General features: G+C 63.4%; 12 protein-coding genes, 2 tRNA genes and 1 pseudogene. 3 read left to right on the plus strand and 12 right to left on the minus strand.

What is annotated here, in order from left to right:
- Window positions 1–24: 24 nt before the first annotated feature.
- The 3 genes from ACODNH_RS08600 to ACODNH_RS08610 all read right to left on the minus strand — a co-directional run bounded on the left by ACODNH_RS08600 (window position 25) and on the right by ACODNH_RS08610 (window position 3,487).
- The gene (locus tag ACODNH_RS08600; RefSeq protein WP_434531263.1) at window positions 25–1,785 is read right to left on the minus strand and encodes an alpha/beta hydrolase family protein; all 1,761 of its coding nucleotides are present in this window, start codon (window positions 1,783–1,785) and stop codon (window positions 25–27) included.
- Between the two features lie 258 nt (window positions 1,786–2,043).
- Window positions 2,044–2,415, minus strand: a complete 372-nt coding sequence (locus ACODNH_RS08605) for a hypothetical protein (protein ID WP_434531264.1) — start codon at window positions 2,413–2,415, stop codon at window positions 2,044–2,046.
- A gap of 82 nt (window positions 2,416–2,497) precedes the next feature.
- Window positions 2,498–3,487, minus strand: a complete 990-nt coding sequence (locus ACODNH_RS08610) for a ring-cleaving dioxygenase (protein ID WP_434531265.1) — start codon at window positions 3,485–3,487, stop codon at window positions 2,498–2,500.
- Between the two features lie 137 nt (window positions 3,488–3,624).
- Between ACODNH_RS08610 and ACODNH_RS08615 the strand changes: the two genes are divergently transcribed.
- Window positions 3,625–4,152, plus strand: coding sequence for a phosphopantetheine adenylyltransferase (locus ACODNH_RS08615; protein ID WP_434531266.1), 528 nt, complete (start codon window positions 3,625–3,627; stop codon window positions 4,150–4,152).
- A gap of 38 nt (window positions 4,153–4,190) precedes the next feature.
- Here ACODNH_RS08615 and ACODNH_RS08620 read toward each other — a convergent pair.
- The 4 genes and pseudogenes from ACODNH_RS08620 to ACODNH_RS08635 all read right to left on the minus strand — a co-directional run.
- Window positions 4,191–4,952: pseudogene (locus ACODNH_RS08620) on the minus strand (energy-coupling factor ABC transporter ATP-binding protein); the annotation flags it as partial.
- 47 nt (window positions 4,953–4,999) lie between these two features.
- The gene (gene cbiQ, locus ACODNH_RS08625) at window positions 5,000–5,791 is read right to left on the minus strand and encodes a cobalt ECF transporter T component CbiQ (protein WP_306709292.1); all 792 of its coding nucleotides are present in this window, start codon (window positions 5,789–5,791) and stop codon (window positions 5,000–5,002) included.
- 3 nt (window positions 5,792–5,794) lie between these two features.
- Window positions 5,795–6,109, minus strand: coding sequence for a PDGLE domain-containing protein (locus ACODNH_RS08630; protein ID WP_306709295.1), 315 nt, complete (start codon window positions 6,107–6,109; stop codon window positions 5,795–5,797).
- Window positions 6,109–6,747, minus strand: coding sequence for an energy-coupling factor ABC transporter permease (locus ACODNH_RS08635; protein ID WP_306709297.1), 639 nt, complete (start codon window positions 6,745–6,747; stop codon window positions 6,109–6,111). The genes ACODNH_RS08630 and ACODNH_RS08635 overlap by 1 nt, the downstream gene beginning before the upstream one ends.
- Window positions 6,748–6,867: 120 nt before the next feature.
- On the opposite strand from ACODNH_RS08635, the gene nikR reads away from it, so the two are divergent.
- Window positions 6,868–7,278, plus strand: coding sequence for a nickel-responsive transcriptional regulator NikR (gene nikR / locus ACODNH_RS08640; protein ID WP_306709299.1), 411 nt, complete (start codon window positions 6,868–6,870; stop codon window positions 7,276–7,278).
- A gap of 92 nt (window positions 7,279–7,370) precedes the next feature.
- Here the strand turns inward: nikR and ACODNH_RS08645 are convergent.
- Window positions 7,371–7,445, minus strand: a tRNA-Ile gene (locus ACODNH_RS08645).
- A 180-nt stretch (window positions 7,446–7,625) separates the two neighbouring features.
- Window positions 7,626–7,698 (minus strand) — tRNA-Asn (locus tag ACODNH_RS08650).
- 95 nt (window positions 7,699–7,793) lie between these two features.
- On the opposite strand from ACODNH_RS08650, the gene cca reads away from it, so the two are divergent.
- Window positions 7,794–9,194 carry a CCA tRNA nucleotidyltransferase gene (gene cca / locus ACODNH_RS08655; protein ID WP_306709334.1) on the plus strand — a complete coding sequence of 467 codons (1,401 nt, stop codon included), beginning with the start codon at window positions 7,794–7,796 and terminating at the stop codon, window positions 9,192–9,194.
- Here the strand turns inward: cca and ACODNH_RS08660 are convergent.
- From ACODNH_RS08660 to ACODNH_RS08670, 3 genes are read right to left on the minus strand one after another with little or no spacing between them, the layout of a single operon-like run.
- Complete coding sequence (locus ACODNH_RS08660; RefSeq protein WP_306709337.1) at window positions 9,173–10,180, minus strand: histone deacetylase family protein; 1,008 nt, start codon at window positions 10,178–10,180, stop codon at window positions 9,173–9,175. The genes cca and ACODNH_RS08660 overlap by 22 nt on opposite strands.
- Window positions 10,181–10,618: a histone gene (locus ACODNH_RS08665; protein ID WP_306709338.1), complete on the minus strand. Its 438-nt coding sequence runs from the start codon at window positions 10,616–10,618 to the stop codon at window positions 10,181–10,183.
- A 55-nt stretch (window positions 10,619–10,673) separates the two neighbouring features.
- Window positions 10,674–12,140, minus strand: a complete 1,467-nt coding sequence (locus tag ACODNH_RS08670; protein WP_306709340.1) for a single-stranded DNA binding protein — start codon at window positions 12,138–12,140, stop codon at window positions 10,674–10,676.
- Between the last annotated feature and the right edge of the window lie 114 nt (window positions 12,141–12,254).

Raw genomic sequence — 12,254 nt, forward strand, 5'->3', positions numbered from 1 at the left:
CGAATAGAAAAGTGAATGCCGGGTCTAGACGGGGAACTGCGTCGCCGTTCCGGCGACGATGACCCACGTCACGAGAACGGCGTTGATTGTCGCGCCGACCCAGACCCGCCCCGTCTTTCTGAAGAAGTAGGTACTAACGAAGGCCACGATGCTGAGCAGGGCGACGAACTGCAGCGCCAGAATGGTCAACAGTGGGTGGCCAAGCGGCAGGGGCTGGCCGGTCAGCAACGGAATGTACTGAATCGCCAGTAGCACGACGAACCCACCGACGACGATGAGCCAGTTCGTCGCCATCGCACGGCGAAGCGACCGGGACTCACCCTCGGGACGGAGCTGGCCGTGCAGGAGCGCACCGAGGACGACAAAGAATGCGAACAACGGCAGGAGATACGAGAGGCTAATCCGGAACTGAGCCGGAGAGAGGAGTTTGATGGCGAATACCCAGATACGGAAGTCCGTCTGGAACAGGAACGCCACAACGGCTTCAAACAGGTACAGCACGCCGACGGTAGCGACGCCGGCTAAGACCGAGACGCCGAGCGTTCGTGCACCGTCGCCCGTATCGAGGCCGTAGTTCGCCAGCGACACCGACGGGTCGTCCGCGTTGCTCGTGTAATGCCACACCGCAAACAACACCGCCGTGATGACCGTGTTCCCCAGCGCCCAGACGATCACACCGTTGTTGATCTGCTGTGGGAACAGCCAACTGAGCCCGATGATCAACGGTGCGATGTCCTGCAACGGGAAGTACGTCACAATCGGGATGGCCGCTGCGAGGAGCGACGCCGCGTACCGCTTGGCGCCGGTCATCCCCTTCCCGTCAGGATACTCCCGTCGAAGCCTGTCAGTCGATGCCCGCTCGACGAGTAGCCCACCGACCGGGAACAGTGATAACACACCGCCGATGAGGGCGATAAAGGTCCCCAGCGATTTCCAGTACCAGACCTGATTGCCAGGGTCCATCTCGTCTTCACCTTCGAGCGTGAGCTGGAGCCATTCGATGGACGCGCCGATAGCTGTGGTTGAGAGGTGGTCGCCGGGATGGGTCGTTGCCGGTGTGTACAGCCGGCGTGCGGTCCCATCGTCGACGCTGCCGTAGGTACGTTCCTCCTCGACAGCACTGTCTGTACCGAATACCGTCTGGAGTTTTTTGCTCTGCTCAACGTCGGAAGCACTCGCGGTCCCCCACATCAGCGGGGAGAACTCGTCGTATTCGCTGAACACGACGGCGAAGTTCCGCGGGAATGAGTCAGTGCCTTTGGGGGCGCGGTTCGACCCCGTCGAGGAGCCTTCGATGACCATCGATTCGTACCCGTCCGGGTGGGCTGCGGCCGCCGTGACGACGGTCCAACCGCCCATCGAGTGCCCTTCGAGGCCGATGTTTTCGTTATCCACGTAGTCTAGCGAGCGGAGATATTCGAGGCTGTCGGGGCCACCGTAGCCGTTCTTGAACGCTGGCGGGTCTGAATAGCCGTGGCCGGTCTGGTCGATAGCGAGCACGACGAAGCCCCGTCTCGCGTACTCGATAGCGAACGGCGATTGCGTCTCTTTCGAGTTAATGTACCCATGGACGGCCAACACCCCCGGTTGTGGCGAAGCGCTGCTTGCCTCCTCAGGGATATACAGCGTTCCGCTCATCATTGTCCCGTTGGTTCCGGAGAACGTCACGTCGCGAACCTCCACGGAACCGGCGTCTGTTTGTACTGTCCATGCGAGCCCGCTCCCGCTGAATATCAGGAGCAACGACACTGCAGCTACGATCCATAGTCGTCTATCATCGTTCATTATAATTCCACGAGCACAGGTGAGACACTCAGGGAATTAAAGTTACTGTAAACTCCAAGCCAACGGTAAAGAATTGAGAGGAGACCCTGAGACGTGCATTTTGACCAGTACTATGGGGACGTGATTCTACCTCATGTAGTGTACCGCGCCCTACCCGCCAATTCATTACCAACTAGTCCAGAGTGTGAATAAACCGCTTTCTAAGCCTTTATGAGGACAAATAGCTGCTCTCGTCCGGTATCCACCTCACCGGTGAGGTTACGCGCTACCGAGTTCGTTGGTCCAGAGATGTTCGATATCGGCTTCGAGGTCAGCCGTATCAAGCACCTCGACACCCGACAGGTATTCGCGGGCGTCAGTGAGATGCTGCTGGACGGCGGCCACGTCATCGACCGACTTTGCGGCATAGAGCGACACTCGCGCCCGGTTGATTTCCAGTCGCTCCCCGAGCGCCTGCGTCACTGGGATGTCATGCTCGTCGCTGAGCTGTGCCATACGGTCTAACACGCTTGTTGGTACTTCCAGTTGGGCCGCAAGCTCCCGCGACGGCAGGTCGACCGTGACATCGGTCGTCTCACACTCACTCTCCCCCCACGGCGCGATAACGTACTCCTGTCCCTCTGTGGACATATGACACAGGACACCCCAGCCACTCATATTTACTCACAGGCTACTAGGAAGAATAAAGCGGATACCGGTCGGACCGGTGGCGTTAGTCGTCGGCTTCGGCTGTCTCTGGCCGGGGAATCGTCACATCCGTGAGCCCAGCTTCAATTTCCTCACGCCGACCCTCGAACTTCCCGGGCAGCACCAGCTGGCCGCCGAGGTCATCAAGCGGTTCGTCGCTGTCATAGCCGGGGCCGCTCGTAGCGAGTTCGAACAGCACGCCGCCGAACTCCCGGAAGTAGACCGACCGGAACCAGTGGCGGTCGATCTGTGACGTGGGACGCAGCCCCGCGCCGCGGACGGCCTCACGCATTGACTGTTGGTCCTCGTCGGTCGGCGTCTGGAAGGCGACGTGGTGAACCGTGCCGTGACCCTGCCGACCGCCCTCGATAGTGGGCAGGATGTCGACGTACTTCCCGATGGTCCCCGTCGCAGCGAAGCGGGTCCGCTCGTCGCCGGGTGTATCCCCTTGTGCCTGCTCCGTCCCGACTTCCTCCAGACCCATCGTCTGGAGCAGGTCCGCCGTGGGTTCGGGGTCAGCGAGCCAGAGTGTTACCGAGTGGAAGCCGCGGATTGCGGCCTCTTCGGGAACGAACTCCGTCCACGGCTCGGTCGGGTCGTCGTCGGGGATCTCGACTTCGACCAGTTCAACCGGAAGCCCATCTGGGTCGTGGAACGGGAGGACGGTCTCGCCGAACCGCTCAACGCGGTCGTCGTAGTCGACGCCATACTCCTCGAATCGGTCCTCCCAGTAGTCGAGACTCCCCTCGGGAACGCGGAATGCGGTGCGTGAGACCTGTCCGGAGCCGACCTTCCCCTGTGCGTGGTCCTCCCACGGGAAGAAGGTCATGCTCGTCCCCGGGTTCCCCTCGGCGTCGGCAAAGAAGAAGTGGTACGTACTGGGGTCGTCCTGGTTGATCGAGCGCTTGACGAGCCTGAGCCCAAGCGTTTCGACCCAGAAATCCATGTTCTGCTGGGGATCGCTTGCAATGCACGTGACGTGGTGGATACCCGGTGTTGGGGTGACTTCGGTCATTGGTATCAATACGTGCCGGAACTACTTGAGTGACTGCTGACGCGAGTGTTACCGGGTTACAGTCGATGGAAGCAGTTGGCGCTGACGAATCATGCGACGGACAGCAGCTATATATGACACTGGTGGGACATTCGTGTATGGCAGACGCGGACCGGACAGCGATTCTCGGCGGGACCTTCACACCGATTCACAACGGCCACCGGGCGCTCCTACACAAAGCGTTTCAGACCGCAAGCCACGACGGGAGTGGCGACGGCCACGTCGTCGTCGGTCTGACTAGCCCCGAACTGGCTACAGAGACGCGTAGCGACCCGACACACGTCAAACAGTTGGGTGCGTACGATGACCGTCGAAGCGCGCTCGCTTCCGAGTTGGACCAGTTGGGTGAGCCGTACACCGCCACATATGAGATTGTCCGACTGGACGACACGCAGGGACCGGCCGCGACACGGGCAGACGTGGATGCGCTCGTCGCTTCGCCGGAGGCGAAGGCGCAGCGACGCGCCTACGAACTCAATCAACAGCGGCGGGACACGGGACTTCATCCGCTGGAAATCCATACGCCGCCGTTCGTCGTCGCCGAAGACGGCACGCGAATCAGCAGCACCCGGATTCGGAACGGCGAAATTGACGTGCATGGCCGCCTGCTCGACGCGTCGGAGTGACAGCGGTCAGTTAGAAGTCCGCCTTCGGATCCAGACCGTCATTCTATGGTATCTAAACCAGCCGCATCCAGCTGTTCGGCGGCACTATCGACAGTCAGCGGCACGTCCGCTGTTCGCCCCTCGAACAGTCTGACGACCTGTGGCGGGCGCAGATCACAGTCCCGCAGCAGGTCAGTGTCTGTCAGGATACGTCGGGTCGGCCCCCTCGCAGCAATCGTACCGGTATCGTCAAGCAGCAGCACCCGGTCTGCGACGTGTGGAACGAATTCGGTATCCGGCGTCGAAACGACGAGCGTGACGCCGTCGGCCGCGAGTTCGTCGAGCAGGTCGAGAATCGTTTCGCGGTTCGCAGCGTCGACGTTGCTCACTGGCTCATCAAGCAGCAGCACGTCTGGTTCGACGGTGAGCGCGCTGGCGAGGGCGGCTCGGCGCTGTTCGCCGCCGCTAAGCCGGAACGGCGGCTTCGACAGGAGGCCGTCGAGGTCGAGCCGGTCCGCGACCCGCTCGACGCGGCGGTCGACTTCCGCGCGGTCGCAGTCGAGTTGTGCTGGCCCGTAGGCGAGGTCCTCGCGGACGGTCGGATTGAACAGGTAATCGGCAGGGTTCTGCGTGAGGACGCTCAGCCGACTGCGGACGGTGTCGGCGTCGGTTGTTTCCTCGAAGTACCGCACCTGCCCGCCGTCAGGATCGACCAGGCCACCCAGCAACTCTAGCAGCGTCGACTTGCCAGCCCCGTTCGGGCCAAGTAATGCCACACGCTCGCCGCGCTCGATAGACGCGTCGACACTGTCGATGGCCAGCGTCTCGTCGGGGTAGGCATATCGGAGGGCAGTGGCCTCAATGGCGGTCACGCGACCACCACCACGACAACGAGTGTGACGAGCAATCCGAAAGCGAGATCAGCTCGTCCGAGTGGTTCCCTCGGCTGTACCGGCGTCGGTCCAGTGCCGCCGCGGGCGCGAGCGGCCCGCTGGACCCGTTCGCCGCGCTCTAGGCTCCGAACGAGAAACGAGCCCACGAAGTGCCCTGAATCGCGCCAGTTCTGTCGGAGGCTCGGCTCGGCGATGGTTCGGCTTCGTCGAGCCCGGACCATGCGTTCGAGTTCGGCGAAAAAGAGGAGCAGATAGCGATACGTGATTCCGAGCAGTGAGACGGCAATCGGCGGCGCTCGGAGCCGGCGAAACGCCGCCAGCAGGTCGGCGAAACGAGTCGTCAACAGCAGGACGGAGAGGAAGCCGACGCACGCGGTTACACGGACAGCGAACGTGAGTACGTAGTCGACGCCAGGGGCCGAGAGTGGTAGTCCACCCAGTGAGGGGCCACCCATCAAGAACGCTTGCGGGGCGACGACGACGAGCGCGAAGGCCGGCGGCCCGGTTAACCGACTCAGGAAGGTCCGGACGGGGACACGAGAAAGGGCCGCGAGCGCCGTGGCGAACAGCGCGAGCGCACTAACGACTGCCAGCGCCCGCTGTGTCACAGTCAGGGTGACGAGCGTCGTGGTGCCGACGAGCTTGACCGTCGGCGTGACGGCCTGGAGAAACCCGTCCCGATCCGGCAGGTCCTCTGCAAGCAGGAACCACTGGGCGCTGGCCGCGATGGCTGCGACCGTCCGGTCGAGCAGGTCCCTGCCGGACATACGCTACTGTCGCCCGTCGGTATCCGTCCCGAGCAAGCGTCCGATGCCAGCCCCGAGGAGGAGCGTCAGCGCCGTCCCGACGACAGCTGACACGAACGTCCCAGTCGCGCCGCCGAAACCGGGGACGCCGTAGTCCGGAAACAGCGCGGTACCGACGGCGGTGGCGTGTTCTGTCGCGCCGGTCGCTTCGGCGGCATTCTCCAGCGGTTCAGCGTAGCCGACCTGGCCAGCCGCCCACCCGAATACCGGGGCAAGCAGCGTTAGGATCAGTAGCGCGGCGAGCGCACGAGGCAGCCAGTCGGGGCGATTCCAGGCCATCACGCGCTCACCTCCGGAGCGGCGTTCGGTCGCAGGTCAGGTCGAGCGCGGGCGAGGTAGCGGTACACCGAGGCGGTGATGGCCCCCTCAATCAGCCCCAGCACGAGATGCCCGACGCCCATTATCGATAGCGTCGTCAGCAACTGGTACTGGAACGCCGAGGAGAGGCCGAGCTGGAGTGCAGCGGTCAGTGCGCCGGCCGTGATTCCCAGCCACCCCGCGGCGAAGGCGGCCCGGAACTCCCCGTAGGGGACGAGCAGGCGATAGATGGCGTATCCGACATACACCTCGACGACAGCCATGTTGAATACGTTCGCGCCAAGCACCACGAGCCCGCCGTCACCGAAGACGAGCGCCTGAATCGTGACGACAGTCGCGACACAGAGTGCGCCCAGATGCGGGCCAAGAAGAATCGCCGCGAACGCGCCCCCGACGAAGTGGGCGCTGGTGCCACCCGGAATCGGCCAGTCGAGCATCTGTGCGGCGAAGATGCTCGCCGCGACGACGCCGAGCAACGGTGCGCGCGAATCGGATATTTCACCGTTGACGCGCTTCGCAGCAACGCTCAAAACGACGACCGCAAGCGCACCAAACAGCAATGCAAGCGGCAGATCGATATATCCGTCGGGAATGTGCATACTACTCAGGTCTGGCCCCGGCGCGGTAATAATACTTTTTCATCGGGCAGTATTACTGCCGGCGGGTGAGTATTACCGAAGCCCGGATACCCATATGCGGCCCCGTCCCTATCGACACACATGAGTGACGATCTCGACCGGATCAGTCTGACACTCCCGTCGTCGATGGTCGACCGACTCGACGGCATCGTCGACGAGTGGGAATACGCGAGCCGGTCGGAGGCGATACGAGATTCGCTCCGTGACTTCTTTGCGACCTACGAGTGGGAATCCGGTGACGAACAACACCACCACGGAACCATTGTTATCGTCCACGACCACCACGTCTCGGGCATCGCTGACGAACTCCAGACGGTCCAACACGAGATGGCCAACATCATCACCTCCGTCCAGCATATTCATCTCTCCCACGACACCTGTATGGAGACGCTGGTCGTCGAGGGCGCGGGCGACAGAATTACTGAACTTGCCAACCGACTCCGGGCGATTGGCGGCGTCCAGCAAGTCAAGGTCGTCGTCGTGGACGAGTGAGCAGCGGGCGGTGAGCGAAAGTGGTCCCGAAGCGCTGGGGCTGTTCGGTTCCGCAGATAGCCATCTTACAGACGGCTTTGAGACAGCAGAAATGGGCCCTGCCGGATTTGAACCAGCGCTCAATCGGTTATGAGCCGATCGCTTTAACCAGACTAAGCTAAGGGCCCTTCAGAATGGTGTTGATGAGTCCGCATCTTTAGCCTGTCGGGTTGGAGTGGTGGGGTTCGGAGATGCAATCGGCCAATACAGAGAGCTCCGGCATCGGCTGTGTATGTCATCATCCAGCGCCTCCAAAAGCCGACAGCGGCGGAGTCGCAGCGCTCGTCATTTAATGAATGAAAGAACGACGCCACCGCCAGGGCTCGAACCTGGGACAACCTGGGTAACAACCAGGTGCTCTACCAACTGAGCTACGGCGGCGCGAACGCATTCAATCATTGCCAGAGTTGGTAATTAGGGCTTTCGTTTCCAGTCGGCATCGACACGCTTTCACGCACTTGTGCGCAAGCGGCGGTATGAGCGATGAGTTCGACGCCGTCGTCGATACGGTGCGAGCGCGGGTCTCGCCCACTGACGACGAACGAGCGCAATTACAGCGGGTTGCCGACGCGGTGATGGCCGACGCCGAAGCAGCCATCGCCGACCTCCCGGTCGAGGCTGAGGTCGTGCAGGTCGGCTCGACGGCACGGGGAACGTGGACCGCTGGGGACCGAGACGTGGACGTGTTCGTCTGCTTTCCGCCGTCTATCGAGCGTGAAACGCTGGAGGAGTACGGGCTGGCCGTCGGGCACGACGTCCTGCCCGATGGGCGCGGAGAGTACGCCGAACACCCCTACGTCGTCGGCGAGCGCGAGGGGTACGCCGTGGACCTCGTGCCCTGTTATGCGGTCGAGGACGCCACAGAAATTCAGTCCGCGGTCGACCGGACACCGTTTCACACCAGATACCTGCAGGAGCGACTGGACGACACCAGCGCAGCAGAGGTGCGGGTGGCAAAGCAGTTCCTAAAGGGGATCGGCGTCTACGGGAGCGACCTCCGGACGCGCGGATTCTCGGGCTATCTGACGGAGCTGCTGGTGCTTGAGTTCGGTGGGTTCCGGGCGTTCCTCGAAGCGGTCGCGGACTGGCACCCGCCGGTTCGGCTGGACCCCGAGGACCACGGGAGCGAGACGTTCGACGACCCGCTGGTCGTCATCGACCCGACGGACCCGGAGCGCAACGTCGCGGCGGTCCTGTCCGAAACGAACGTCGCCACGCTCCAGCACTACGCCCGGGACCTTCTCGCCGAGCCGCGGGCGTCGCTGTTCACTGAAGACGACCCGGACCCGTTCGAAGCAGCGGAGGTTGAAGCCGCGGTGTCACAGCGGGAGACAACGCCGGTCGCGCTTCGCTTCGCGGCCCCGGATGTCGTCGACGACCAACTCTGGCCACAGCTCCGGAAGTCCCTCGGCGGGCTCTGTAGCGAACTCGACCGTCGTGAGTTCGAGGTCCTGCGATCGGCTGCGTTTGTCGAGGACGGAAGCGGTGAGGCGGAACCGGTGGCCAACGAGAATCAGGAACGGGACGCCGTTTTGCTGCTCGAATTCTCCGTCGCCGAGCGGCCGGCTGTCGAGCGCCATGAGGGGCCGCCGGTGCACGTCCGCGAGCACGCGAGCGGGTTCTTCGAGAAGTACGACGATGACCCCGAGGTGGCCGGTCCCTTCATCGACGGCGACCGATACGTCGTCGAACGGCAGCGAGCGTTTACCACAGCTACTGGGTTCCTGTCGAGTGATGCCGTCTACGACGTTGGGCTGGGACGGCGGATCGAGTCGGCGCTGGAGAACGGGTACGAAGTACTGGTCGGCACAGATATCGCAGTGCTTGCCGACGGCTTCGGTGTCGACCTAGCGAGCTACTTCGATCCGAAGCCCTGATCGGCGAGTTCATCGAGAACATCGCGGGCGTCGTCGCTGACATCATCGTCCGGCTCCATCGGCTGGTAACCGTCGAAGACCTCGTGAACGGTTGTAACCGAATCTGAGAGCGTATCAAGTCCGTAGCCGCCTTCGAGAATGACTCCCAGCGCAGCGTCACAGGCGTCTGTGAGCGAGCGCATCCGGTCGGTCATCGCGCCGTATCCCTCGGTCGAGACACGCATCCGTGAGATGGGATCGTGTTCGTGTGCGTCGAAGCCGGCACTGATGAGCAGCAGGTCGGGGTCGTAGTCCTTAATCGCCGGCGCAATGCACTCGTCGATTGCGGCGAGGTAGTCGGCGGTATCAGCACCGGGCTTGTACTTCACGTTGAGATTCGTGCCGTCGGCGTCGCCCTTGCCGGTCTCTTCGATGTCGCCCGTCCCGGGGTAGAGCCCGTCTTCGTGTATCGAGGCATAGAACACGTCCGAACGGTCGTAGAAGATGTCCTGTGTGCCGTTCCCGTGGTGAACGTCCCAGTCGAAGATGGCAACGCGGTCAGCGTCGGCTTCAAGCGCCGCCTGTGCGGCGACGGCCGCGTTGTTGATGAAACAGAAGCCCATCGCGTCGTCGCCCACAGCGTGATGGCCGGGCGGCCGGCCGAGAGAGAACGGCGTATCTCGGCCGGTGTTGCCATCAAGCGCGGCTTCCGCCGCCCAGACGGCGAGGCCAGCTGACGCGAGTGCAGCGTCCCACGTCTCCTCGACTGCGACGGTGTCAGCATCCCAGTTCCCGCCGCCGTCGTCGCAGAACTCGCGGAACTCCGCGATGTAGTCGGTGTCGTGGACCGCACGGACGAGGTCGAGGTCTGCGTCGTCGGCGGTGACGTACTCGACACCGTGGTGCTCCTTGAGCGCGCGCCGTATCGCTCGAAGTCTGTCGGGACTCTCCGGATGTCGCGGCCCGGTGTCGTGGTCCAGACAGACCTCGCGGTAGCCGAAGTTCATTCAGTAGTACTGTTCGAGTTCGAAGTACGTTTCAACGTCAGCTGCCTTGATCGTCCGGCGGTCAGCATGACGAGCCAACGTAGCGGCCGCGGCGGCCGTTTCGTCGGCGTACGTTTCGAGAAGCGACGCGAGGGCGACGCGGGCATCCATTGCGACGCGGTAGTCGTCGTCGATGTCGAGCCGTGCGATGCGGTCGACCGGCGCGACGGGGAGTTCGAGGCCATCCTTTTCGGGGACCTGCTCGATGCCGAAGTCGGCCGGCATCAGCGTCTTTCGCCCGTCCGTGGTGGCCTCCGTGGCTGCTGTGACGGCAAGTGACGCGCCGTAGTCCTGTATTCGACGAGCCAGTTCCTCCGCAGCGTCGGCACTCACCCGGAGCCCGTCCGCGTTCCGCCGAATGACAGCATCCACCGGTGCGAACGGTAGCTCGACACTCATACCCAAACCCGGGAGTGTTGCGGTCTTAAGAGTTTCCGTAGCGTCGCTCGGCGACTCAGAACACGTCCTCAGCGTGAAGCCGGTCGTCACGGAGTTCGCCACGGACCGTTATCTCCTGCCCTAACTGCACGCGCTCGCCGGTTTCGACGCTCATCGTCTGCTCGCCGTCGTCGAGTACGACGGGGTCGCCGGTCTGGACAACGGTGCCGGTAAACTCCACCTGCTGGCCGGCACTCTGTGCGCCACCGTCCGGAGAAGTGTCGCCGGTGCCGGCGCTGGCTGCGGCCGCCTCGTTGCCGCTGCTGTCAGCGTCAGTGTCATCCCCCTCGTCGCCAAAGGAGGACAGTCCGGCGTGTTCGGCATCGGTCGTCTCAGCGCCGGCTCCGCCGCCTGCGCCACCAGTCGCCAGATCTGCCCCGTCGTCGAGCACGACAATCGTGGAGTTCCAGCTCGCCGATGCTTCCTTGTCGTCCTGCCAGCCGTCCTGAATCTCAACATCGGCCGCGAGCACCTCGTCGCCCGGTGCAATGTCCTTGTCTGCCTTGTCGCCCCACAGCGCCACACGGATGTCGCCCGTCGCGTCCTGAATGCGAACGTTCCGGACCTGCCCCTCGCTGCCGTCGTCCCGGTCGAACGTCCGCTTGGGGTCGGCCGAGCGGACGACGCCGGCAATATCGGCTGTCTCTTCGAGTTCGACTTCCGCGATAGGGTCCGCGTCGGGCTCGAAAGCCACGTCGTCTTCCACTTCGTCGACAGCCCCCTGATCGCCGACGTGGAGTTCAAGCGAGCCGTCCCGCTCGCGAACGTAGCCGTCGATTATTTCCACAGCCGCGCCCGCGTCGAGTTCATCGGCGCGGTCGGCCCGGTCGTCCCACAGCGTCACGCGGATGCGCCCCGTCTCGTCGCCGAGTGTGAGGTTCGAGACGCGCCCCTCACTGCCGTCGTCCCGGTCGAACGTCCGGATCGAGTCGGTGTCGAGCACGAGCCCGCGCAGCGTCACGTCGGACTGGCCCATCGTCAGCGCGTCGATGGACGAACCAGCGCCCGGCTCCACGTCGATTGTGGCGTCGTCGTCCGGTTCCGCCTTATCGACGGACACCTCCAGCCCGTTGTAGCCGTCTTTCGGCCGGCCTTTGACCCGGAGTACGTCGCCGACCTCGAGTTGTCCCTCGTCGATGTCGACGGCCTGGCCGTCCCAGAAGGCGAGCCTGAGGCTCCCGCTCTCGTCGGCGGCCTCGACGTTGATGACCCGGCCGTCCTCGTCCTCGTCGTCGCGTTCGAAGGTCTTCAGGTCGCCGATGGCCATCACTTTGGCGAGGAATTTGACCTCGTCCATCCCGGGTTCGATATCGGCGATGGCGTTGACCTCGTTCTCGTTGAGTTCGTGGGCCAACAGCATCGCGGCCGTCTCTTCGTCGGCGAGCCCACCCATCTGCTCGACCTTCTCCTCGACGGCCTCGCGGAACTCCTCCTCGGGGACGTCCGTCTCTAGGTCCTCGTAAATGTCCTCTATCGCACCCATCTATCTATGGGACGCTGGGCTGGGGCGCGCTTAAGCGTTGTCGTTGGGCGAGCGAGCGGCCGCTGTCGGTCGATTTCGGTCGTATCTCGTCCATGACTCGAAGGTGGTCACGGG

This window comes from Haloarcula sp. NS06, from assembly GCF_051122755.1.
GTDB lineage: Archaea > Halobacteriota > Halobacteria > Halobacteriales > Haloarculaceae > Haloarcula.